Raw genomic sequence first — 22,152 nt, 5'->3', positions numbered from 1 at the left:
TGGTGTTGAGATTCAAAACTTGCTTGTTGACTTTTTCAACAACGTCCGTCTAGCGTCGCTGCCCATGACCACCACCCTTTCCGTGCGTCGGCTGGCCTGGGCCGGCGTCGAGATCCGTCTCGGCGGCACCCGCCTGCTGATCGACCCGCTCGAGAACGTCGCTCCGCTGGCGCCGGTGATGGGGCCGCCGCACCGGCCGGTCGACCCGGTCGATACCCCGCCCGGCACCCACGCCCTCATCACCCACCTGCACCCCGACCACTACGACCACGACCTGATCGCCCGGATCGCGGCCACCGGCACGATCGGCTGCCACACCCCGAGCGCGGCGGCGCTGCACGAGGCGGGCATCACCCCCGTTGCCCAGGACCTGGGCCGGTCACGCCGCATCGGAGAGCTGACCGTCACCCCGGTGACCTCGCTGGACTGGCGCGGCAACGACTGTGACCAGGTCGCCTGGGTCGTCGAAGGCGGCGGCCGGCGGGTCATCCACTGCGGCGACACCCAGTGGCACGGCAGCTGGTGGCAGATCGCCCGCGACCACGGCCCGTTCGACGTCGCGTTCGTCCCGGTCAACGGCGTCATCGCCCACTTCGAGGGCTACGCGGCCAACGTCCCGGCGACCATGACCCCCGAGCAGGGCGTCGAGGCCGCCGTCGCACTCGGCGCCGGCACCGTCTGCGCCATGCACTACGGCCTGTTCCACAACCCGCCGTTCTACACCGAACAACCCGACATCGAGCAGCGCTTCCAGCACGCCGCCGACGAGCGCGGCATCACCGCGGCCATCGTCGCCGACGGCCAGCCCGTCCTCTGACCATCAGAAACAAGGAGCAACACATGAAGATCGTCCTGTTCGGTGCCAGCGGCAACATCGGCCGGCCCACCACCGAGGAACTACTGCGTCGCGGCCACACCGTCACCGCGGTCACCCGAGCCGGCCACGTCGACGGCCTCGAGCACAAGGCCCTGACCGTGACCACCGGTGACGTCACAGACGCCGCCGCGGTCGCCGGCCTCGCCGCCTCCCACGACGCCGTACTGTCGGCCGTCGGCCCCCGGATCGGCCAGGAGAACGACCGCGCCACGATCGTCGGTGCCGCCCGTGCGCTGATCGACGGACTCCGCCGAGCCGGCGTCACCCGCCTGGTCACCATCGGCGGTGCCGGTAGCCTGCGCACGCCGACCGGCGCCCGGGTCATGGACGACCCGGACTTCCCCGCGCTGTGGAAGGCCAACGCCGAGGCCCAGTCCGAAGCGCTCGACCTCTACCGCGGCGTGCACGACCTCGACTGGACGTACGTGTCGCCCGCCGCGGTCATCGGAGCGGGCGAGCGGACCGGGGCCTACCGCAGCGCCGGGGACACCCTGCTCACCGACGACGACGGCAACAGCCGCATCTCGTACGCCGACTACGCGATCGCCCTGGCCGACGCGATCGAGAGCGGCACCGCGATCCGCCGCCGCATCACCGTGGCGTACTGAGCCATGAGCAACGACGCCGCCGGCCGGCACACCCGATTCATCGTCCTGCTCGCAGCGCTCGTGGCCCTGGGACCACTGTCCATCGACGGCTACCTGCCCGGGCTGCCGGACCTCGCCGGCGACCTGCGCGCCAGCGCCGCGGCCACCCAGCTCACCATCACCGCCTGTCTGGCCGGGCTGGCCATCGGGCAGCTGATCGCCGGGCCGCTGAGCGACACCTACGGCCGGCGGCGTCCGTTGCTGGCGGGCCTCGCCCTCTACACGATCGCCAGCGCGCTCTGCGCGGTGGCGCCCGACGTCCGGACCTTCGTCGGCCTACGCCTGGTCCAGGGCATCGGCGGGGCGTTCGGCATCGTCATCGCCAACGCCATGGTCCGCGACCGCACCTCCGGAACCGGCACCGCACGTCTCTTCTCCGCACTGACCTTGATCACCGGCCTGGCGCCGGTGTTCGCGCCGGTCCTCGGCGGCCAGCTACTGCGCGTCACGGCCTGGCCGGGGATCTTCGTGAGCCTGGCCGTACTCGGCGCCGTGATGCTGGCGGCCTCCGCCGCAGGACTGCCGGAGACCCGGTCCCGCGCGTCACGTCAGCCGCTGCCGGCTGTCGTCGGGCAGCTGCTCAGCGACCGGGTCTTCACCGGGTACGTCCTGGCCAACGGCCTGGTCTTCGCGGCGATGTTCGCCTACATCTCCGGCTCGCCGTTCGTCCTGCAGGAAATCCACGGCCTGTCACCGCAGCAGTACAGCGCCGTGTTCGCCGTCAACGCCGCCGGACTCATTGCGGCCGCCCAGATCAGCGGCCGGCTGGTGGCCCGGGCCGGCGCCCGCGTGCTGCTGCTCGCCGGTCTGCTGGGCGCGACAGCCGGTGGCACCACGGTCCTGGGCGCGGTGCTGACACGGGCACCCCTGCCCGTGCTCCTGATCGGCCTGTTCGTCCTGGTCTCCAGCGTGGGCCTGGTCATGCCGAACGCCGCGGCCCAGGCCCTGGCCGACCACGGCGGACACGCCGGGTCGGCAGCCGCTCTGCTCGGCTTCAGCCAGTTCATGATCGGCGGGGCACTTGCTCCGCTGGCCGGCGCGGGTGGCGCCACCGACGCCTTGCCGATGGGAATCATCGTCGCCGTGCTGCCGGCGCTCGCTCTGCTCACACTCGGCGTCCTCACCCGGTCGATGCCCGGTGAGCGCACTCGCAGGCCGGCTCGCCAAGGACCTGCCGGGCACCGGCGACCGCGCCGGCACATCGATCGGGGACGAGCCGGCATCCAGTGAATCGGGCCGGCGTCTGGCGAACAGGGTGATTCCGCGATCAGCGTGACAGACGTACGACGACGGTCGGGTGCAGCGACACGTGGAACGCGTCTCCGCCCGTCCGGGGCACCTGCTCGCATCCCTGCAGCTGCCCGCCTTCGTGGAGGGCCGCTATTTCGACGTGCTCGCGTTGCGGCCCGTACGGAACTGGGTGGACGACCCGTACGTGACCCTCGACGTCTACCCCCCACCCACCCCCACCACCACCAGAGCTGACGGGAGCCACTGATGCGCTACTTCCGCGAGTCGATGCAGAACACCATGAGCCTGTGCCAGTACAACGTGCGGGCCTTCACCCACCCCGAGATCGACGCCCTTGAGGAGTACGACGACCAGGTCCCCCTTCCCGCGTACTTCGACCTGGAGACCCTGCTCGCCGACACCGACGACCCTGCCGGCGCCTTCCGCCAACGGGCCGAGGAACTGACCCGCTGGCACGGCGCCCTCGCCCGGCTCCTCGCCGACCCCCGGCTCAAGAACACCGGCGACAACGACCAGGAGCCCTACAGTCCCGCCGCCCGCCGCTTCCTCAAGGTCGCCGCAGGCGACTACCACCGACACCGGCACGGGTACGGGTGCGCCGTCACCGCCTGGGCTCTCGGACTCCAGGCCCCGACCAGCTACCCGCCGGAGACCCGGCATCTACACCTGGCAACCCGGGAACTCAGGCCCTGGGACTAGGCGGGCGACGTCGTCGGCCACCCCGGAGCCATGATCAGTCTCAGCTACTTTGCACCATGGGTCAGGGATAGGACATCGGGGGCTGAAAGCCCCGGGAAGGGCTCGGTCAGCGCAGGCGTTGTGTCTGAGCAAGCAGCCCCGCCGGTTGAGAGGCAGGAACACCGTGGACATCCACAACCGCCAGATGGCGGCCTGCTCGGGGGTGGCGGGGACCGACTCAGCCCACATAGGCCAGTAGCGAGAAGCGAACTTGTTCCAGGAGCGGTCCATCGCCTCCGCCTGCGCGTAGAGCGGACCGTAGAGCTCGCCGAGTTGACGGTTGACCCTCTCTAGGTGATCCTTGCGGCGCGCCAGGCGCAGATTCGTCAGGTAAGTCGCCACATAGCCCGCGGTAGCCACAAATACGGTGACGGCCAAGGGGATCACAACACCCAACTCCATGGGTCGCAACGCTACCCACGGCCGAGGGGCTGTGCGCATGAATCCTCAGCCCAGGCCGGCAGCCGCCGAGCGGCCTCTCGCCACTGATGGCGCCGATGAAAGCCGATACGCCGCTGAAGATCACACACGGTCACCAGCGGGTTAGGTTCAGCGGGGAACTGGTGACAGTTGAATACGAGAGCTCACCAGTACCGGCCCCACCGGCGGGGTCGTCCGGTGGGACTCGAGCTGCCTCGTCGTGTCCGCGGTGTTCGATGCCTCCGCCGAAGTCCCCGCTGGCCGTGAGCTGCGGATCTTGCGTCGGTTTCCGCCCAATGGTCGGGCGGGAAGCCGCCCCAACCAGCGGAACCCGTACCGCCGTTCGCTCGTCTAGCAGGCCGGACGGCCTGCCTGCCGCTCTCTCACGTACGCGAGGGGCGCAGACGGCGTCCTGGCCGGAACCCCCCTCCGGCCAGGACCGGGGCGCGCGCTTCGCCGACCCCGGTCCTTGTCCCCCCACGCGTTGCGCAGTTCGAGAGGTCTTCACCATGTCCGTGCTCGACACCGGCTTCAGCATCCTGTCCGAGGACTTCGCCGCCGCCCCCCACCGCTCCTTCGCACAGCTGCGGGAGCAGGCTCCGGTGCATTACGAACCGGCCATCGACAGCTACTTCCTCTCCCGCTACGAGGACGTGAAGCGGGTGCTGACCGATCACGGGGCGTTCACCACCGAGACGCTGCAGGTGCGCGCCGAGCCGGTGATGCGCGGGCCGGTCCTCGCCCAGATGACCGGGGCCGAGCACACCGCCAAGCGAAGAATCGTCGTCCGGGCCTTCACCGGCCCGGCACTCCAGGACCAGATACGTGTCATCCACGCCAACGCCGCCGAACTCCTGGCCCCCTTCCTCGCACGGGGCCGGTTCGATCTGGTCAGCGACTTCGGCAAGCCCTTCGCCATCCACGTGACGCTCGACGTCCTGGGCCTGGACCGAAGGGACTGGCAGCAGGTGGGCGCCTGGCACAGCGGTGTGGCCGAGTTCATCACCAGCCTCACCCTCACCCCCGAACGCCGCCGCCACTGCATCGACTGCGCCGAGCAGTTGGAGGCCTACCTCCTCCCCGTGATCGAACAGCGGCGCCGCCACCCCGGCGACGACCTGATATCGAAGCTGTGCACCGCCGAGTTCGACGGCATCGCCATGAGCGATCGCGACGTCACCGCGCTGATCATCAATGTCCTCGTCGCCTCGGCCGAGCCCGCGGACAAGACACTGGCCCTGCTCTTCAAGCACCTGATCGACCACCCCGAGCAGCTGGCACAGGTCCGCCGGGACCCGGACCTGCTGGCCGCCGCGATCGCCGAGACCCTGCGCTACACCCCGCCGGTCCAGCTCATTCCCCGCCAGGCGGAGGAGGACAGCGTGTTCGCCGGGACCACCGTCCCGGCGGGCGCCACCGTCTTCTGCATGATCGGCGCCGCCAATCGCGACCCGGACGCCTTCACCGCCCCGGACACCTTCGACATCCACCGCCCGGACCTGGGCACCGCCCGCTCGTTCACCGCGGCCGCCCAGCACCTGTCCTTCGGCACCGGACTCCACCAGTGCGTCGGCGCGGCCTTCGCGCGCGCCGAGATCGAGACCGTCGCCGCGATGCTCCTGCCGCTGCTCGACCAGGTCCGGTACAGCCCCGGATTCCGGTACCAGGAGGCCGGCCTGTACACCCGGGGCCCGCTCTCGCTGTCGCTGGACTTCACCCCCGTCCGCTGAAGCGGCACCGGCCGTGACCGGACCGGCCGTGGCCGGCGTACATGCCCGGCGTCCGTCCCTCGCCCGGCATCCCCGGCCTCCCCCGCTTTCCCGGGCTTCCCGGCCTTCCCCCGGGCACAGTCCTCCGCGGCTCCACGAGCCCGGGCCTCCCCCGTACACCCCCCACTCCGATCAGGCGAAGACGACCATGACATCGACCGACATCACCCGAGCCATCGACGACCTGCTGTTCACCCCGGGCCTCGACCTCACCGAAGCCATCGACCGGCATTTCACCCCCGACTACCGCCAGCGCACCAACGGTGTGTGGAGTGACCGGACCTCGTTCGCCCAGCACATGGCGCGCCTGCGCTCCCTGATCCGCAGCGGGCACATCGAGGTCCACGACGAGCTCCGCGACGGGGCGCGCTACGCCGACCGCCACACCGTCACCCTCGTCCACGACGACGGCCACACCTCCCGCACCGAGGTCTACCTCTTCGCCGAGCTGGCTCCCGACGGCCGCTTCCGGCGCGTCGAAGAGACCACCCTCCTGGTCACCGGTCAACCCGCCGACGGGAATCTCGGTCTCATCAGGTGACATGAACGGGCCACGTGCGGAGCGCCCGCCCCGCGAAGGGCCCGTAGCCCGATCGAGTCTCCAGGGTGTGCGGCTCCCGGCGGGAACGACGCGGACACGGCGTCCGTGACGTCCTCCCGGCCGGGCCCGCACCGCTCACCCGCCGTCACGCCCGGCCTCTCCGTGAGGAGGCCGGCACGGCTCCGCCAGGTCGGAGCCAGGTGGTCCGCGAACGATCCCGGACCACCACGATCGATGTCCGCTGCTGGAACAAAGGGATGGAGCCGCCATGGTGTCCTGGGGGGAAAGACTGAGCAGAGCGCGCGTACGGGCCTTCGTCGGCCGGGACGAGGAACTCGGGCGCTTCGGCGAGGCGTTGGCCGGTGACCCGCAGGCGCCGTTCGCGTTCTACGTGTACGGGCCGGGCGGCATCGGGAAGTCGACGCTGCTGCGGCGGCTGGCGGACCACGCGCGGGCGGCCGGCCGGCTGCTCGTCGAACTCGACGGCCGGTTCGTCAGCCGGGACCCGGCCGATTTCGAGCACGCCGCCGGACCGTTCCTGGACGTCCCGGGCACGGTCCTGTTCGTGGATTCCTTCGAGCACTGCCAGTGGCTGGAGAGCTGGCTGTGGCACCACTTCCTGCCGCGCGCCGCGGACGACACCCTGGTCGTCCTGGGCGGCCGGCGCGCTCCGCAGCCCCAGTGGGCCGCCGATCCCGCCTGGTCCCGGCTCCTGCACGTGAGCGAGCTGGAGCCGTTCTCCGCGGAGCAGGCCCGGAGCCTGCTGGTGGCGGCGCAGATCCGGCCCGAACTGCGCGACCGGGTGCTGCGCTTCGCCGGGGGCAACCCGCTGGCGCTGTCGCTGGCGGCCGCGGCCGGATCGGAGGGCTGTGGCCGGGAGGAGATCTGGGCCCCGACCGCGGACGTGCTGCGCACCCTGCTGGCGGGGCTGATCGGGGAGGTGCCCACGGCGGCCCACCGCCGTGCCCTGGAGGTGGCGGCGCAGGCCCACTCGACGTCCGAGGAGCTGCTGGCGGCGGTCCTTCCCGGGGAGGACGTCCATCCGCTCTTCTCCTGGCTGCGGGACCTGCCCTTCATGGAGTCCACCCTGCGGGGCCTGTACCCGCACGACGCGGCACGCGAGACGCTGGCCGCCGATCTGCGCTGGCGGGCGCCCAACGCCTTCGAGGCGATGCGCCAGCGCCTGGCGGACGAGTACCTGCGCATCCTGCGCGAGGCGCCCGAGGAGCGGGTGTGGACGGTCACCGACGATCTCTTCTACCTGTTCCGGGAGGGCGCGACGCTGGCCCGGCTGCGCTCCTGGTCCCGCGAGGACGAGGTCCACGACCGTCCTCTGCAGCCGGACGACATCGATGTCATCCTGCGCATGGCGACCGAGACGGAAGGGGCCGCCTCCGCGGACCTGGTCCGCTACTGGGCGCAGCGCCAGCCGCAGGCCTTCAGTGTCTACCGGCTCGTGAGCACGGGCCGGATCGTGGCGTTCACGGCCCGGCTGGCGCTGCCTTCCCCGCCCGATGCCCAGGACCTGGCCACCGATCCCGTCGTGGCCGCCGCCTGGCGGTACACCGAGGCCACCGCGCCGGTGAGCCCCGGTGAGCACATCGGGGTCAGCCGCTTCTCGATCTACCCCGAGCAGTACCAGGTGCCCTCGCGCGTCATCGACCTGAGCAGTTCCCGGGCCCAGGCGGAGGCGGCCCGTGCCCGTGGGCGCGCGTACGGTTTCGCCGTGTTCCGGGACGCCGAGACCTGGGCCGAGCGCGTCAAGGGCACCCTGGCGGACACGGGGGCGCGGCCGCGGGTCGGCGCTTACACGTACGGGGTGTTCGGAGTCGACTGGCGTCAACTGCCGGTGGAGTCATGGCTCATGCACTTCATATCGGCCACCGAGGCGCCCGCTGCCCCGGCCGGCCCGTCGCCCGTCTCGCGCACCGCGTTCGACCAGGCCGTACGCGAGGCGCTGGCCCACTGGCGTGATGCGGACGCGTTCGCCGCCTGTGCCCTGATGCGGACCCGGCTTGCGGCCGACCTCGGGGATCCTGTCGGGGAGTTGCGTGCCCTGCTGCGCCGGGCCGTCGACGACCTCGGGCTCGACCCGCGCGGGGTGCGTGCCCGCGAGGCCCTGACGGCGGGCCACTTCTCGGGTGCGCCCACCCAGGAGGCGGCGGCCCGCCGCCTCGGCCTTCCGTACGGCACCTACCGCCGCCACCTGCGTCAGGGCCTGGACCTGCTCTGCGAGGCCTTGTGGCAGCGGGAGTTGCACGACCCCCGTCGGTGACGGCGGACGCGCGCCTTCGCCGCGGCCGGGTGGACAGGTGCGGACAGGAGTGGACAGTGGCCGCCCCGGCCGGGCCTGGATAGTGGACACCGTCCGCGCCGAGTCTGTGCGACATGAACGTTGCACTCACGCAGACGGACCGGGCAGCGGGCCGGACTCCCGGGCCGGGAGCGGTGCTCGCCGCACTCGCCGCGGCCCAGTTCACCGTCATGCTCGCCACCTCGATCGTCAATGTGGCGCTGCCGCAGATCCGTGCGGGTGCCGGCCTCTCGGACGGCGGGACCACCTGGGTGGTCAATGCCTACGGCCTGGCATTCGGCGCGCTGCTCCTGGCGGGCGGACGGGTCTCCGACCTGCTCGGCCGACGCCGGGTGCTGGCCGCCGGGCTCGCCCTGTTCGCGCTGGCCTCGGTGGCGGCGGGACTGACCACCTCCGCCGGCGTGCTGATCACGGCCCGTGCGGTGCAGGGCGTCGGCGCCGCCGCGATCGCCCCGGCCGCGCTCGCCCTGGTGATGGACCGGTTCCCGCCGGGCCCCGGGCGCGGCAGGGCCCTGGGGGTGTGGGGAGCGGTCTCCGGCGCGGGAGCGGCCGGCGGCGTGCTGCTGGGCGGTGTGCTCACCCAGGCCTGGGGCTGGCCCTGGATCTTCCACTCGGTGGGGCTCGGAGCGGCGGTGGTACTGGCCGCCGTGATCGCGCTCGTGCCACGGGACGCGTCGGCGGCGGCCGGTGGAAAGGGCGAGCGGCAGCGCGGTCGGTTCGATCTGCTGGGTACCGTCACCGTCACCCTCGCCCTGACCTGCCTGGTGTGGGGGCTGACCACCGCACGCGGCGCCGGCTGGACCGACGCCCGGGTGCTGGGCTCCCTCGGGGCCGCCGCCGTGCTGCTCGCGGCCTTCTGCATGATCGAGCGCCGCCGGCCGAACGCGCTCGTACCGCCGCGGCTGCTCACCGCCGGGCGGGTCGCCGCGGGCAATGTGCTGATGGCGCTGCTGGGTTCCGTGTGGATCGCCCTGTTCTTCTTCCTGCCGCTCTATCAGCAACAGGTCCTCGGCTCCGGCCCCTTGGTCACCGGTGTGGGGCAACTCCCGCTCGCCGTCGCCCATATGATCGGCTCCGCTCTCGCACCGCGGATCGCCCGGGCCATCGGTGCCACCGCGACCGTGACCGCGGCCCTGCTGACCGAGGCGGCCGGCCTGTTGTGGCTGTCGTGGATGCGGGCGGACGGGAGCTACCTCGTCGATGTCCTCGGGCCGAGCATCCTGGTCGGTCTGGGCCTGAGCATCGCCTTCGTCCAGCTCACCGCACTCGCCGTGGACGGCGTACCCCGGCAGGACGCGGGACTGGCCGGCGGACTGGTGAACACCACCCGCCAGGTCGGCGGCGCGATCGGCCTCGCCGCCCTGGCCACCCTGGCCGGCTCCGTCACCACCCACGCAACCACCGCTCAGCCACCCCTGGAAGCCCTCACCGCCGGATACCGGGCCGCCTTCACCGTCTCCGCCGCAATCCTCGCCACCACCGCACTCCTCGCACTCCTCCTCACCCGCCGCACCGGGGCGCGTACCCCGACCGCCGCCGCCCTGCCCGCCGCGGACCCGGGAACCTCCCCGCTCTCCCCCGCCGGGCCGGCCCGGTAGATCAGCCACAGCCCCACCACCGGCCCATCTCATCCAGACAGGAAGTACCGCCATGGTCACCATCGACGAGACCGCTCCCGTGATCGTCCGCCTGAGCACCGTGATCGACGCCCCGCTCACGACCGTGTGGGCGCTGCACACCGACGTCGCGGCCTGGCCCGCATGGAACGCGGACATCGACCGGACCGAGGTCGACGGCCCGCTGCTGCCCGGCAGGTCGTTCAGCTGGCTCACCCACGGCCTGGACATCACCTCCACCGTGCAGGAGCTGGTCCCCGGGAAGCGGATCGTCTGGGGCGGGACCGTCGACGGCATCGTCGGCATCCACGTGTGGGTCTTCGAAGAGTCCGGTGCAGGGGTCGTCGTCCGCACCGAGGAGTCCTGGAGCGGCGCCCCGGTCGACGCCGAGACCGACGAGCTGGGCAAGGCGCTCCACGACTCCCTGGAGGGCTGGCTCACCCACCTCAAGAGCCGTGCCGAACAGGCCGCCTGACCGATCACATCCGCGCCTGCGCGCACCAGCGGTTCCCCGCATCCACGTATCTCCACGCATCCGCTCATCCACGTATCCACGTATCCACGTATCCACGAGAGGGATTCCTGCCATGACGACCACCCCGCCGTACCTGACCGGCCACTACACCCCCGTCGCCGAGGAGGTCTCCGCCTCCGGCCTCACCGTCGAGGGCACGCTGCCGCCCGAGCTGACGGGCCGGCTGCTGCGCAACGGGCACAACCCCAAGCCCGGGGTCACCCCCACCCACTGGTTCAAGGGCAGCGGGATGGTCCACGGCATCCGGCTGCGCGACGGTCGCGCCGAGTGGTACCGCAACCGCTGGGTCCACACCCCCGCCCTCGACGGCGCCCCCTACATGACCGAGCACGGCCCCGACCTGACCGCCAGCGCCGCCGGCACCCACGTCATCGAGCACGGCGGACGCCTCCTCGCGCTGTGCGAGGCCAACCTCCCCTTCGAGCTCACCCCGGACCTCGACACGGTCGGCGCCTACGACTTCGACGGCAAACTGCGCACCGCCATGACCGCGCACCCCAAGGAAGACCCCGTGACCGGGGAGCTCCACTTCTTCGGCTCCTCCCCCTTCCCGCCGTTCCTGACCCACTACGTCGCCGACGCCAAGGGCGCCATCACCCACAGCGCCGAGGTCCCGGGGGCGACCGCCGCCCTCAAGCACGACTTCGCCATCACCCGCCGCCACGTCGTCTTCGTCGAGGGAAACGTCACCTTCGACCACACCGAAAGCTCCGGCATCCCCTACAGCTGGAGCGACCACCAGCCCGCCCGCATCGGCGTCATGCCCCGCGGCGAGGACGGCGCCCGCCACACCCGCTGGTTCTCCATCGAACCCGGCAACATGCTCCACGTCTCGAACGCCTACGAGGACGGCCAGGGCCGCATCGTCCTGGAAGGCCCCACCGTCGACCGTGAGGGCTTCCACCTCTCCTGGAACTGGTGGGTCGGCGCACCCGGACGCGGGAGCGAGCCCGTCGCCCGCTCCTACACCCGCCGCTGGGTCCTCGACCTGATCGCCGGCACCGTCGACGAACAGATCATCGACGACCTCCCCGTCGAGTTCCCCACCATCAACGAGGACTACCTCGGCGCCGAGAACCGCTACCAGTACGCGATCTCCTTCCCCGACGAGAAGGGCTTCGGCGGCTACGGCATCGTGAAGTACGACCGCACCACCGGCGCCCGCCGCATCCACCAGATCGGCGACGCCCGCATGCCGAGCGAGGCCGTCTTCGTCCCCGCCGCCGGCACCGCCCGCGAGGACGACGGCTACCTCCTCACCGTCGTCTCCGACCTCAAGCAGAACGCGTCACAGCTCCTCGTGCTGGACGCCTCCGGCCTCGACCGCATCGCCACCGTCCACCTCCCCCACCGCGTCAGCTCCGGCCTCCACGGCTCCTGGATCCCCGACACCACCCTGGACGGATCCGCGGGCTGACCCCGGGCGGGGATGCGTCCGCGCTCTGCCGCATCCGCCACCGCCCGCCGAGAACGGCCCTTCCCCCGGGGCCGGTTGCCGGAGCCGCGAGATGTTCGCGGCTCCGGCATTCCGCCGTGTCAGCGCGCCGACGGGTATCCGAGGAGGAAGAGCGCCTCGACGAGTGCCATGTTGCGGATCTCGCCCGGATCGACGCTCTCGTCGGGCGCGTGGATGAGGCAGCGGGGCTCCTCCACCCCCATGAGGATGATCTCCGCATCCGGGCAGGCTTCCGCGAGTACGTTGCACAGGGGGATGGAGCCTCCCTGGCCGAGGAACTCCATCGGGCGGCCGTACGCCTGCTCCATGGCCCGCCCCATGGCCCGGTAGGCGGGCCCGTCGGTGGCCGGGCGGAACGGCGAGCCGGTGCCTTCCTTCTCGACCGAGACGCGGGCGCCCCAGGGCGCGGCGGCCGTCAGGTGCGCGGTGAGGGCCGCCAGCGCCGCCTCGGAGTCCGTCCCCGGTGGCACGCGCAGGCTCACCCGGGCCCGCGCCTTGGCCGGTACGGCGGCGGCCGAGCCGACCACGGGCGGGCAGTCGATGCCGAGCACCGTCACGGCCGGGCGCGCCCAGAGCCGGTCCGCCACCGAGCCGGAGCCGGTGAGGCGGACCCCGTCCAGGACGGACGCGTCGGCCCGGAACTGCTCCTCCTCGTACGGCACCCCGGTCCAGGTGCCGGTGCAGTCCAGGCCGTCGACGCGGGTGCCGCCGTCGGCGTCGCGCAGGGTGGAGAGCATCTGGATCAGGGCCGCCAGGGCGTCGGGGGCGGGACCTCCGAACATGCCCGAGTGCAGGTCGCCGCGGAGGGTGGTGACGGTGACGACGACGTTGGCGAGGCCGCGCAGCGCGGTGGTGGCGGTGGGGCGGCCGACGGCGGCGTTTCCGGTGTCGCAGATGAGGAGCGCGTCGGCGCAGATGTCGCCCGGGTGCGCGGCCACGTACTGTTCCAGCCCGCCGGTGCCCTGTTCTTCGGACCCCTCGGCGACGAACTTCAGCCCCACGGGCAGCGCGTCGCCCAGGGCCCGCAGTGCCGTGAGGTGCATGACGATGTTGCCCTTGCAGTCGGCGGTGCCGCGTCCGTACCAGCGTCCGTCGCGCTCGGTGAGCGTGAACGGCGGAGAGGTCCACGCGGCTTCGCCGAGCGGGGGCTGTACGTCGTAGTGGCAGTACAGCAGCACGGTCGGGGAGCCCTCCGGGCCCGGCCGGTGGCCGAGGACGGCATGGCTGCCGTCGGGGGTCTCCTCCAGACGTACGTCGCCCAGGCCCGCCTCGGTGAACGCGTCGGCCACCCACCGGGCGGCCCGCTCGCATTCCTCGGGAGGGAACTGCCGCGGGTCGGCCACGGAGCGGAGGGCGACCAGTTCGGCCAGGTCGGACTTGGCGCGGGGCATCAGCGCGTCGATGCGCTCGGCGAGGGCGCCGACGCCGGTGTCCGCGTCTGCGCCGCCGCCGGCGTCCGGCACGTCCCGGGCGGGGTCAGCCATCGTCGCCGCGCCTGACCGTCTGCTCGGTCTTCAGGTCGTCGATCTCGTCCTGGATGCGCTGGAGTTGGTCGGGGCAGTAGACCTTCAGCACGAGCGCCTCCGCCTGGACGGCCCGGCGGTCGGCGATGACCGGACGCTGGCCGGGGCCGGTGGCCCCGTTGGAGAGGTTGATCTTCCACAGGGCCGATTTGAGGGCGGACGCGGGGTCCTCGCAGACGATGCCCCCGTCCTCGCCGAGCGCGCGGGCCAGGGTGCTGGGATCGGGCCGGGTGAAACCGGCGGCGGCCAGCTCGTCCGCGAGCTGGTTGGCCTTGTCCAGGGACTGGTTGGTGGACCGTACGGCCTTGTACTGGATCAGCCCCACCACGACGAAGCCGACGAGCAGGACGATCGCGCCGATGTAGATCCACTTGTGCTGGGAGGCGAAGCGGGTGGGGCTCATGCCACGTCTCCCGCCGACTCCGCGGCCGGGGTGCGCCAGCTGGGCTTGCGCATCCGCAGGCACAGCCAGGGGATGACCACTCCGAGGAGCAGCAGGCCTCCGCCGACGATGCCGATGTAGGCCCAGACGCTGCCGCCGCCGAACTGCGAGGACGGCACGAACCCGATGATCATGGCTGCGGCGGAGGCGAGGAAGCCCACGACGCACACCAGCTTCAGCGCCGGGGCGCGGTAGCCGCGCGGATGTTCGGGCTGGAGCTTGCGCAGTCGCATGGCCGCCACGAACATCAGCAGGTACATGATCAGGTACACCTGGGTGGTGATCACCGAGAAGATCCAGTAGACGCTCGACACGTCGGGGATCAGCGCGTACCCCAGCGCGATCACCGTGGTGACGATGCCCTGGGTGACGAGGATGTTCTGCTGGACGCCGTGCCCGTTGAGCTGCTGCAGGAACGGCGGCAGGTAGCCCTCTTGACGCGAGATCAGCAGCAGGCCCTTCGAGGGGCCGGCCAGCCAGGTGAGCATTCCGCCCAGGGAGGCGGACACCAGCGCCACCGCGGCGATCGGGGTCAGCCAGCCGATGTGGAAGTAGGAGAAGAACGCGTCGAAGGCCTGCATGACGCCCGCGGTCAGCGACAGCTGGTCGGCCGGGACCACCCAGCTGATGGCGAGGGCCGGCAGCACGAAGATCAGAAGCACCATGCCCATCGCGAGGAACATCGTCTTGGGGAACTCGCGCGGTGGGTCTTTCAGCGACGAGACGTGGACGGCGTTCATCTCCATGCCCGAGTAGCTCAGGAAGTTGTTGACGATGAGCACCAGACTGGCCAGCCCCGTCCAGGCCGGGAGGATGTTGGCAGCGGTCATCGGGGCCGCGGACGGGTTGCCCTGGCCGAGGAACACGATGCCGAGGACGACCAGCAGCGTGCCCGGGATCAGTGTGCCGATGATCAGGCCCCAGGAGGCGAGGCCGGACAGTGCCTTCGTGCCCTGCGCGGAGATCCAGACGCCCGTCCAGTACAGGACGACGATCACGATGGCCGTGTAGATGCCGTTGGAGGCCAGGGCCGGGTTGATGACGTACGCCAGCGTGCTCGCGACGAACGCCAGCAGGCTCGGATAGTAGAAGATCGTCATGGCGAACTGGCACCAGACGGCGACGAATCCGAGGGGCTTGGACAGCCCCTCGCTCACCCAGCGGTACACGCCGCCCGACCAGCCCGACGCGAGTTCCGCCGAGACCAGCGAGGTCGGCAGCAGGAACACGATCGCGGGTACGAGGTACAAGAACACGCAGGCCAGGCCGTATACGGCCATGGTGGGCGCCGCGCGGAGGCTGGCGACGGAAGCCGTCGTCATCATCGCGAGGGTCACCCATGTGAGCGTGGGGGTGCCGGTCCTGGCCGCTGCGTCCTCCGTCGGCCTGCCCTGCGGCCGGTCGTCCGGAACGGGAACATCCATCGCGCTCAACGGGGCCTCCGGGAACAGGGCTGTTCCCGTCAGGCTCACTCGTGTTCACGCGGCGCGCGAGGCGGGTTCGGCCGTCCGGCGGAATCGGCGTACCCGCCAGGCGCGCAGGTCCGGTCGGGAAGGGATCAGGCCTTGTGGCGGCTTTCGGCTTCGGCGTTGGCCATGGCTTCGGCTTCGCTCTCGGCCATGGCTATGGCGACGCCGAACGCCTGGGCTATGTGGCCGGCGGCCGACATGACGCGCGCGGTGCCCACGACGGGGGCGATCGCGACGAGCACGTCCTGCAGCTGCTCGACGGTGAAGTCGGCCTTGACGGCGGGGCTGATGTGGGCCAGGTAGGAGATGGCCGGGGCGTCCATGGCCACGAGGGCGGCGATGCGGGTGGTGATGAGTGTCTTCTCGTCCATGCCGCAGTGCTCGATGGAGTCGATGGTCATCGCGGCGAGCGTGTCGAGAACGGGAGCGTCAGACCTGGTGGCCATGTCGGAACCGCCTTTCGGTGCTGAACTGAGCCGGACGCGCCGACCGTGACCGCGGGACCGGGGGCGTGTCGGCGGGTTGCCGTTTCAGCGTAGGCGTCCCCCGCAGCCCGCGCCCGTTGGGCCGTCCGGGCGAATACCTGCAGGTCGCGGGCGCCTCGCGGGTGCCTCGCAGGTGACTCTCGGATGCCTCGCAGATGCTCGTGCCCCGTCGGAGGCAGCGGGCGGACCGGACAGTAGGGTGGCCGGATGGACGCTTCCTCGCTCTCCCGTCCCTTCCGGCTGCTCGTGACAGGCGGCGGGACCGGCGGTCACACCTACCCTGCCCTGACGGCGATCCGCACGTTGCGCGGCCGCCTCGCCGCCGAAGGGACCGCGCTCGACGTGCTGTGGATCGGAACCGCGGACGGTCTGGAGGCGCGGGTCGCCCCGGCGGAAGGCATCGCGTTCCGGACGGTCGCCACGGGGAAGATCCGCAGGTCGGCGAATCCCCTGAAGATGCTCTCGGCGGCGAACGTCAAGGACATGGCGCGGGTGCCGCTCGGCGTGGCCCAGGCCCGTACGGTCGTGGCCGAGTTCCGGCCGGACGTGGTCCTGGCGACGGGCGGGTACGTGGCCGTCCCGGCCGGGCTCGCCGCCCGGTTGTGCAAGCGCCCTCTGGTGCTGCACGAGCAGACGGTCCGGCTGGGTCTGGCGAACCGGAAGCTGGCCGGTTCGGCGACGCGCATCGCGGTGTCCTCCGAGTCGTCGCTGCCGCTGCTGCCGGACGAGGTGCGCGGCCGGGCGGTCGTCACCGGCAACCCGGTGAGGCCCGAGATCCTGACCGGGCACCCCGACAAGGCGGTGCAGGCGCTGAACCTGACGGGGTTCGACAGGCGTCTTCCGACGGTCTACGTCACCGGCGGGGCGCAGGGCGCCCAGCAGATCAACGGCGTGGTGCGGGAGGTGCTTCCGTGGCTGCTGAGCCACGCGAACGTCATCCACCAGTGCGGCCCGGCCAACGTCGACGAGCTCCGGTCCGCCGCCGCGGCTCTCGATCCGGTCCTCGCGGGCCGGTACCACCTGACGGGCTTCGTCGGGCCGGAGCTGCCCGACGTACTGGCGCTCGCCGATGTGGTGGTGTCCCGGTCCGGGGCGGGCACGCTGGCGGAGCTGACCGCGCTGGGCAAGCCTGCGGTGTTCGTTCCGCTGGCCACCTCGGCCGGGAACGAGCAGGCACACAACGCGCGGCACCTGGCCGATGCGGGCGCCGCGGTGGCGCTGCTCGGTGAGGTCACCGGGCGGACCCTCGCGGAGGCCGTCGGTCCGCTGCTGACGGACGCCGCCGGGCGGACGGCGATGGCGCAGCGTGCGCGTGCGTACGGGAGGCCGGACGCGGCGGACCGGCTGGTGGACGTACTGCTGTCCGCGGCGGCGGGGGCTTCCGACTGACCGGTGCCTCCCGTGCGTGGGCATGATGGGACGGGCGAGGAGGAGTGGCAATGGCCGAGCGTGTGATGGAGGTGGACGGCGTCGAGCTGTGCACCGAGTCCTTCGGCGATCCCTCCGATCCGCCGGTCCTGCTCGTCATGGGCCTGGGGGCTTCGATGCTCTGGTGGGAGGAGGGCTTCTGCCGGATGCTCGCCGCGGGCGGGCGCTTCGTGATCCGTTACGACCACCGCGACACCGGCCGGTCGGTCACCTGCGCGCAGGGCCGCCCCGGGTACACCGCGGCGGACCTGGTCGCCGACGCCGTCCGCGTGCTGCGCGCCCATGAGGTCCCGGCCGCGCACGTCGTGGGTGTCTCGGCCGGAGGGGCCCTCGCGCAGCTGCTGGCGCTCGATCACGCCGCCCGCGTCCGGTCGCTCGTCCTGATCAGTACGTCCTCCGCCGTGCCCGGCGACGACGATCTGCCCCCGCCGGCCGAGGAGTTCACCCGGTTCGCCGCGGCCGCCCCACCCGATCCGTCGGATGCCGACGCGGTGATCGACCACCAGGTCGCGTACGCGCGCGTGCTCGCGGGAGGGCGGCGCCCGTTCGACGAGGCCGCCGCCCGGGGCCTGGTCCGCCGCGACGTCGAGCGCGCGCACGATTTCGGCGCGGCCCGCAACCACGACTCGCTCGCGGACGGCAAGGTCTCACAGGCCCCCCTGTCGTCGATCACCGTACCCACGCTGGTGATCCACGGAACCGCCGATCCGCTGTTCCCACTCCGGCACGGCGAGGCACTGGCGGAACGGATCCCCGGGGCCCGGCTGCTGGCCCTGCAGGATGCCGGTCACGGGGTCGATCGAGCCGACTGGGCCACGATCGTCGCCGCGATCCTCGACCACACCGCCGCCGGCTCCTCGGCCTAGGCGCAGAGCTCTCGTACGGCGACCGTCCGGAAGTCGTGGGGCGGGCGGCCGGTGAGGCGGTGGACGGTGTCCGTGGTGCGGTCCTCGGCTCCTTCGGCGATGGACCGGTCCATCCCGGCCAGCATCGTGGCGAACTTCGGCGGGATGACTGAGGCCAGGCGGTCGCGCATGGCCTCGTAGGTGAGGTGGTGGTGGACCACCTGGCGGCCGGTGACCTCGGTGAGGAGTGCGGCGATGTCGTCGTGGCTCAGGGCTTCCGGGCCGGTGAGGACCAGTTCGGTGCCGGGCGCGCGGTCGTCGGTGAGGGCGCGGACCGCGACGGCGGCGATGTCGTCGGCGTCGACGAATCCGACCCGGCCCGTCCCGGCCGCGGTCAGGATGACGCCGTCGGCACGGATGCTGTCGGCGTGGGCGTGCGTGCCGGTGAAGTTCTGCATGAACCAGGAGGGGCGCAGTACCGCCCATTCGTCGAACAGGCCGGGCAGGGCCCGGTGCACCTGTCCGACCGCCGGGCCGCCCTCGGTGATCGCGGAGGAGCTCAGCAGTACGGCGCGGCGTACGCCGGCGGCGCGGGCCCGGTCGAGGAAGGGCAGCATGACGGTGGCCGGGTCCGGGTCGCCGACGGGCGGGACGAGGTAGACGCGGTCGGCCCCGGCGACGGCGTCGCCGAAGCAGGTGGGGTCGTACCAGTCGAAGCGGACCGGCTCGGCGCCCGGGAGCGGCGTGGCCCGGCGGCTGCCGGCTCTGACGCGCCGGCCGGCGGCGACGAGGTGCGCCGTGGTGCGGCTGCCGGTGGTGCCGGTGGCGCCGATGACCAGGGTGGTGCCGGTCGGGGTGGTGGTGGCGGGGGCGGTCATCGGGCGCTGCTCCTCGTGGGGTCGGGGTCCTGCGCGAAGGCCGCCCCGGGTTCGTGGACGGCAAGGGGGTTCCAGTAGTCGCGGTAGGAGGTGAACTGCCCGTCCTGGACGGTCACGACGGCGATGTACGTCATGTCGAAGGGGGCCCCGGTAGCGACCAGGCGGCCCACTCCGCGCATCTCGACCACGATGGCTTCCGGGTCGGTGGTCTCGTGGATCCGCAGGTCGGGGAAGTCGTGCAGGTCGATGTGGTCGGGATAGTCCCGCATGTAGGCGGCGATGGCGTCGCGCCCTTCCAGCCGCCGGGGCCAGCCGGGAGGGGCGAAGGGGAACTCCATGGCGCCGTGCTCGGCCCACAGGCCGACCCAGGAGGCGATGTCCTTGTCCAGGAGCAGGCGGAGGCTGTGGCGGTACAGATCCGGGGGTGAGGTGGTTGCGGGCACGACGGTTCTCCGTCCACTACGATACGGACCGGCGGTCCGTTTCTCTCCCTCGAAAGATACGGACCGGCGGTCCGTATTGCAACCGGAGGGAACCCGATGACCGTCGAACGCAAGCCGCGCAAGGACGCGGTCCGCAACCGGGCGGCCGTCTTCGCCGCCGCCGACACGCTCTTCGCCCGCTGCGGGAGCCCCGAGGAAGTCACCATGGCCGACATCGCGGCAGCGGCCGGCGTCGGCAAGGCGACGCTCTTCCGCGCCTTCGGTGATCGGGGCGGACTGATCCGCGCGCTCTACGAGGCACGGCTCGAACCGATCCGGGAAGCGGTCGAACAGGGCCCCGAGCCGCTGGGTCCGGCCACCCCGGCGCCCCGTCGCGTACCGGCCCTGCTCGACGCCCTCCTGTGCTTCAAGCTCGACAACCGCCACCTCGCCCTGGCACTGGAGGGAAGCGGCGCGGACAGCCCCTACCGGACGGAGCACTACGAGCAGTGGCACACGCTGCTCCGGGACCTGCTGCGGCTCGTCCCCGGTCCGGCCGACACCGACTTCTGCGCCCACGCCCTGCTCGCGGCCACCCGGGCCGACCTGGTCGCGTACCTGGCCGGTGAGAAGGGCGTACCCCGGGAGGAGCTCCGGGCTCAGCTGGCGGGCTTCACCGCGGCGGTCCTCGGCGCCCGTGCGGAACGCGGGCCGGCCACCGGGGAATGACCGCCCGCCGTCATGGGCGGCCGGGTCCCGCCGCCCGCCGGACCGAGCCGTCCGCCGGTGCCGCGCGCCTGAGTTCCAGCCAGGCGGCGAGCCGCACGTCCGGGTCGTCGAGATCGATGTGGAACAGCTCGCGGATCCGCCGCAGCCGGTGGCGCAAGGTGTTGGGGTGCAGCTTCAGCCGTGCCGCGGCGGACGCGACGTCGCCCGTCGCGTCGAGCCAGGCGATCGCCGTGTTCCCGTAGTCGGTTCCCTGGGCGCGGTCGTGGGCCAGCAGCGCTTCCACCTCCGGCAGCCGCAGCCAGGCGTCCCGCTCCAGTTCGTCGCCCAGGCGGTCCAGCAGGATCCGGTGCCGTACGTCGCAGGTCGTGGCGGCCGGCCGGCCCGGACCCTCGTGCGCGGTGGCCCGCAGGATCCCGTCCACCTCGCGGCGCAGGGCCACGGACGGGCCGAGGTCGGTGTACGGCCTGGACACCGCCGCCCGCGCGCCGTCGCCCACCGACCGCCGGACGGCCGCGAGCGCGCCGTCCGCGAACCGGCGGCCCGCCGCATGCCCCGTAGCGGGCAGCAGGACGTACACGGCGTCGGCGGCGGCCGCCACGGTCGCCGCCGCCCGGTGCGCGGCGCAGTGCCGCATCAGCACCCACTCGGCCTGGGTGAGCAGTGCCGGGTCCGCGCCCGGTGTCGCGGCCGGTGCGAAGGCGGTGAGGCAGAACTCCGTACCGGGGCGCAGTCCCAGCAGGTCCGCGGCCTCGTCGGCGGGCGGCCCGGAACGGTGGAGAACCGCGCGCAGCGTGTCCCGCCGCATGCGCCGCTCGGCCTCCGGCAGGTTCAGCGCGCGCAGGAGGTGAGGGGCCGCGAACCGTGCCGCGTCGAGCAGTTGGCGCTCGGTGTCGGCACCGATCCCGTCCTGCGGCTCGATCGCCCAGAGGGTGCCCAGCGGGAGCGCGCCGGCGCGGATGGCGACCGCCGCGCGGGGCAGTTCCTCCCCCATGGCGGGAAAGCGCACGGCGCCGTCCGCGGCGAGCACCTGGCGGTACTGGCGGCGCTGTTCCGGTACGTCCGGTACGCGGCGGTGCAGGATGCCCCACTTGCGTACGGAGTCGATGCGCACCCCGGCCACCTTCGAGTAGGCGACCACGTTCTGGTCCAGGTCCTCGATCGCCACCGAACCGCCCACGGCGGCGGCCAGCGCGTCGGCGAGCGCGAAGAGTTCCTCGCCCCCGGCCGGCGCCGATCCGGTCGTCCCCCCGCTGCCGTGGGCGGCCAGCGCACAGCTCACCCCGGCGTCGACGTCGCGCCACGGCATCGCGTCGTCGGCGGTGAACACGGCGATCCCGCAGGCACGTGCCTCCTCGGCGAACGGCTGCGGGTCGTGGCCCCGCCGTTTGACCACGACGGCCGCGAACTCTCCTTCCGCGGCGCGGCGCAGCACCTCGCGCGCCCGCGGGTCCGCGAGGGCGACACCGACGAGCAGGAGGACGGCCGCGGGCGCGTGCGGCAGCGGCTCCTCCGGGTCGTGGATCACCGTGCCGCCCACCCGCACGTCCAGGCCCGCCGGCGCCACCAGCATCCGTACCGGTGACACTCCGGTGTCCTGCGCCAGGACCTTCAGGGTGACCGGGTCACGGCTGTCCCGGGGTCCGCCGGGCGTGGTCGGATCGGACAACGGGTGCCTCGTTTCGTGGGGAGATCGACCACGGTGACGTGGGATGGGGCCTGCCAGGATAGCCACGCATCCGCAGCCGACCCGAAGAGGGAGACCTCCGC

Annotated in this window: 20 protein-coding genes and 1 pseudogene; 14 read left to right on the top strand and 7 right to left on the bottom strand. The window is 72.3% G+C overall.

Annotated elements, in window-relative coordinates; translation table 11 throughout:
• Window positions 1–64 precede the first annotated feature (64 nt).
• The 11 genes and pseudogenes from KO717_RS34960 (at window position 65) to KO717_RS34910 (ending at window position 12,125) form a co-directional block, all read left to right on the top strand.
• Window positions 65–817 (top strand): MBL fold metallo-hydrolase, encoded by a 753-nt coding sequence (locus KO717_RS34960; protein ID WP_301373632.1) that lies wholly within the window; start codon window positions 65–67, stop codon window positions 815–817.
• 23 nt (window positions 818–840) lie between these two features.
• Window positions 841–1,485, top strand: coding sequence for an NAD(P)-dependent oxidoreductase (locus KO717_RS34955; RefSeq protein WP_301373631.1), 645 nt, complete (start codon window positions 841–843; stop codon window positions 1,483–1,485).
• A gap of 3 nt (window positions 1,486–1,488) precedes the next feature.
• Complete coding sequence (locus KO717_RS34950; RefSeq protein WP_301373630.1) at window positions 1,489–2,754, top strand: multidrug effflux MFS transporter; 1,266 nt, start codon at window positions 1,489–1,491, stop codon at window positions 2,752–2,754.
• Window positions 2,755–2,836: 82 nt separating this feature from the next.
• A pseudogene (locus tag KO717_RS37545) lies at window positions 2,837–2,935 on the top strand (transcriptional regulator); the annotation flags it as partial.
• A gap of 86 nt (window positions 2,936–3,021) precedes the next feature.
• A complete protein-coding gene (locus KO717_RS34940) occupies window positions 3,022–3,474 on the top strand; it encodes a hypothetical protein (protein WP_301373628.1) in 453 nt (150 codons plus the stop codon).
• A gap of 968 nt (window positions 3,475–4,442) precedes the next feature.
• Window positions 4,443–5,663 carry a cytochrome P450, cyclodipeptide synthase-associated gene (locus KO717_RS34935; RefSeq protein ID WP_301373626.1) on the top strand — a complete coding sequence of 407 codons (1,221 nt, stop codon included), beginning with the start codon at window positions 4,443–4,445 and terminating at the stop codon, window positions 5,661–5,663.
• A 187-nt stretch (window positions 5,664–5,850) separates the two neighbouring features.
• Complete coding sequence (locus tag KO717_RS34930; RefSeq protein WP_301373624.1) at window positions 5,851–6,243, top strand: nuclear transport factor 2 family protein; 393 nt, start codon at window positions 5,851–5,853, stop codon at window positions 6,241–6,243.
• 268 nt (window positions 6,244–6,511) lie between these two features.
• The gene (locus tag KO717_RS34925) at window positions 6,512–8,518 is read left to right on the top strand and encodes an ATP-binding protein (protein WP_301373622.1); all 2,007 of its coding nucleotides are present in this window, start codon (window positions 6,512–6,514) and stop codon (window positions 8,516–8,518) included.
• A gap of 113 nt (window positions 8,519–8,631) precedes the next feature.
• Complete coding sequence (locus KO717_RS34920; RefSeq protein WP_301373621.1) at window positions 8,632–10,155, top strand: MFS transporter; 1,524 nt, start codon at window positions 8,632–8,634, stop codon at window positions 10,153–10,155.
• 52 nt (window positions 10,156–10,207) lie between these two features.
• Window positions 10,208–10,648, top strand: coding sequence for an SRPBCC family protein (locus KO717_RS34915; RefSeq protein WP_301373619.1), 441 nt, complete (start codon window positions 10,208–10,210; stop codon window positions 10,646–10,648).
• 112 nt (window positions 10,649–10,760) lie between these two features.
• Window positions 10,761–12,125: a carotenoid oxygenase family protein gene (locus tag KO717_RS34910; protein ID WP_301373617.1), complete on the top strand. Its 1,365-nt coding sequence runs from the start codon at window positions 10,761–10,763 to the stop codon at window positions 12,123–12,125.
• Window positions 12,126–12,244: 119 nt separating this feature from the next.
• Here KO717_RS34910 and KO717_RS34905 read toward each other — a convergent pair whose 3' ends face one another.
• The 4 genes from KO717_RS34905 to KO717_RS34890 form a co-directional block, all read right to left on the bottom strand.
• Window positions 12,245–13,648 carry a dipeptidase gene (locus tag KO717_RS34905; RefSeq protein ID WP_301373615.1) on the bottom strand — a complete coding sequence of 468 codons (1,404 nt, stop codon included), beginning with the start codon at window positions 13,646–13,648 and terminating at the stop codon, window positions 12,245–12,247.
• On the bottom strand, window positions 13,641–14,090 hold the full coding sequence (locus KO717_RS34900) for a hypothetical protein (RefSeq protein WP_301373613.1): 450 nt from the start codon (window positions 14,088–14,090) through the stop codon (window positions 13,641–13,643). Before KO717_RS34900 ends, KO717_RS34905 begins: the two co-directional genes overlap by 8 nt.
• Complete coding sequence (locus KO717_RS34895; protein WP_301373611.1) at window positions 14,087–15,562, bottom strand: APC family permease; 1,476 nt, start codon at window positions 15,560–15,562, stop codon at window positions 14,087–14,089. Before KO717_RS34895 ends, KO717_RS34900 begins: the two co-directional genes overlap by 4 nt.
• 125 nt (window positions 15,563–15,687) lie before the next feature.
• The gene (locus KO717_RS34890; RefSeq protein WP_301373609.1) at window positions 15,688–16,044 is read right to left on the bottom strand and encodes a carboxymuconolactone decarboxylase; all 357 of its coding nucleotides are present in this window, start codon (window positions 16,042–16,044) and stop codon (window positions 15,688–15,690) included.
• Between the two features lie 246 nt (window positions 16,045–16,290).
• Between KO717_RS34890 and KO717_RS34885 the strand changes: the two genes are divergently transcribed.
• Both KO717_RS34885 and KO717_RS34880 read left to right on the top strand, forming a co-directional pair.
• The gene (locus tag KO717_RS34885; RefSeq protein ID WP_301373608.1) at window positions 16,291–17,472 is read left to right on the top strand and encodes a UDP-N-acetylglucosamine--N-acetylmuramyl-(pentapeptide) pyrophosphoryl-undecaprenol N-acetylglucosamine transferase; all 1,182 of its coding nucleotides are present in this window, start codon (window positions 16,291–16,293) and stop codon (window positions 17,470–17,472) included.
• 50 nt (window positions 17,473–17,522) lie between these two features.
• Window positions 17,523–18,377, top strand: coding sequence for an alpha/beta fold hydrolase (locus KO717_RS34880; protein WP_301373606.1), 855 nt, complete (start codon window positions 17,523–17,525; stop codon window positions 18,375–18,377).
• Here the strand turns inward: KO717_RS34880 and KO717_RS34875 are convergent.
• Complete coding sequence (locus KO717_RS34875) at window positions 18,374–19,234, bottom strand: NmrA family NAD(P)-binding protein (protein ID WP_301373604.1); 861 nt, start codon at window positions 19,232–19,234, stop codon at window positions 18,374–18,376. The two genes, KO717_RS34880 and KO717_RS34875, sit on opposite strands and share 4 nt — an antisense overlap.
• Window positions 19,231–19,677: a nuclear transport factor 2 family protein gene (locus KO717_RS34870; protein ID WP_301373603.1), complete on the bottom strand. Its 447-nt coding sequence runs from the start codon at window positions 19,675–19,677 to the stop codon at window positions 19,231–19,233. Before KO717_RS34870 ends, KO717_RS34875 begins: the two co-directional genes overlap by 4 nt.
• 96 nt (window positions 19,678–19,773) lie before the next feature.
• Here KO717_RS34870 and KO717_RS34865 point away from each other — a divergent pair, with 96 nt between their 5' ends.
• Window positions 19,774–20,385 (top strand): TetR/AcrR family transcriptional regulator, encoded by a 612-nt coding sequence (locus tag KO717_RS34865; protein WP_301373602.1) that lies wholly within the window; start codon window positions 19,774–19,776, stop codon window positions 20,383–20,385.
• Window positions 20,386–20,395: 10 nt separating this feature from the next.
• Here the strand turns inward: KO717_RS34865 and KO717_RS34860 are convergent, their stop codons facing one another.
• A complete protein-coding gene (locus tag KO717_RS34860; protein WP_301373601.1) occupies window positions 20,396–22,051 on the bottom strand; it encodes a PucR family transcriptional regulator in 1,656 nt (551 codons plus the stop codon).
• Window positions 22,052–22,152 lie beyond the last annotated feature (101 nt).

Source organism: Streptomyces xanthophaeus (assembly GCF_030440515.1).
GTDB lineage: Bacteria > Actinomycetota > Actinomycetes > Streptomycetales > Streptomycetaceae > Streptomyces > Streptomyces kutzneri.
Note: the sequence above shows the minus strand (reverse complement) of the source record. Positions and strands in the feature narration are given on the sequence as shown.

Coding starts and splice junctions, on each gene's coding strand:
- KO717_RS34960 (WP_301373632.1), top strand. CDS start 65: ATGACCACCACCCTTTCCGTGCGTCGGCTGGCCTGGGCCGGCGTCGAG.
- KO717_RS34955 (WP_301373631.1), top strand. CDS start 841: ATGAAGATCGTCCTGTTCGGTGCCAGCGGCAACATCGGCCGGCCCACC.
- KO717_RS34950 (WP_301373630.1), top strand. CDS start 1,489: ATGAGCAACGACGCCGCCGGCCGGCACACCCGATTCATCGTCCTGCTC.
- KO717_RS34940 (WP_301373628.1), top strand. CDS start 3,022: ATGCGCTACTTCCGCGAGTCGATGCAGAACACCATGAGCCTGTGCCAG.
- KO717_RS34935 (WP_301373626.1), top strand. CDS start 4,443: ATGTCCGTGCTCGACACCGGCTTCAGCATCCTGTCCGAGGACTTCGCC.
- KO717_RS34930 (WP_301373624.1), top strand. CDS start 5,851: ATGACATCGACCGACATCACCCGAGCCATCGACGACCTGCTGTTCACC.
- KO717_RS34925 (WP_301373622.1), top strand. CDS start 6,512: ATGGTGTCCTGGGGGGAAAGACTGAGCAGAGCGCGCGTACGGGCCTTC.
- KO717_RS34920 (WP_301373621.1), top strand. CDS start 8,632: ATGAACGTTGCACTCACGCAGACGGACCGGGCAGCGGGCCGGACTCCC.
- KO717_RS34915 (WP_301373619.1), top strand. CDS start 10,208: ATGGTCACCATCGACGAGACCGCTCCCGTGATCGTCCGCCTGAGCACC.
- KO717_RS34910 (WP_301373617.1), top strand. CDS start 10,761: ATGACGACCACCCCGCCGTACCTGACCGGCCACTACACCCCCGTCGCC.
- KO717_RS34905 (WP_301373615.1), bottom strand. CDS start 13,648: ATGGCTGACCCCGCCCGGGACGTGCCGGACGCCGGCGGCGGCGCAGAC.
- KO717_RS34900 (WP_301373613.1), bottom strand. CDS start 14,090: ATGAGCCCCACCCGCTTCGCCTCCCAGCACAAGTGGATCTACATCGGC.
- KO717_RS34890 (WP_301373609.1), bottom strand. CDS start 16,044: ATGGCCACCAGGTCTGACGCTCCCGTTCTCGACACGCTCGCCGCGATG.
- KO717_RS34885 (WP_301373608.1), top strand. CDS start 16,291: ATGGACGCTTCCTCGCTCTCCCGTCCCTTCCGGCTGCTCGTGACAGGC.
- KO717_RS34880 (WP_301373606.1), top strand. CDS start 17,523: ATGGCCGAGCGTGTGATGGAGGTGGACGGCGTCGAGCTGTGCACCGAG.
- KO717_RS34875 (WP_301373604.1), bottom strand. CDS start 19,234: ATGACCGCCCCCGCCACCACCACCCCGACCGGCACCACCCTGGTCATC.
- KO717_RS34865 (WP_301373602.1), top strand. CDS start 19,774: ATGACCGTCGAACGCAAGCCGCGCAAGGACGCGGTCCGCAACCGGGCG.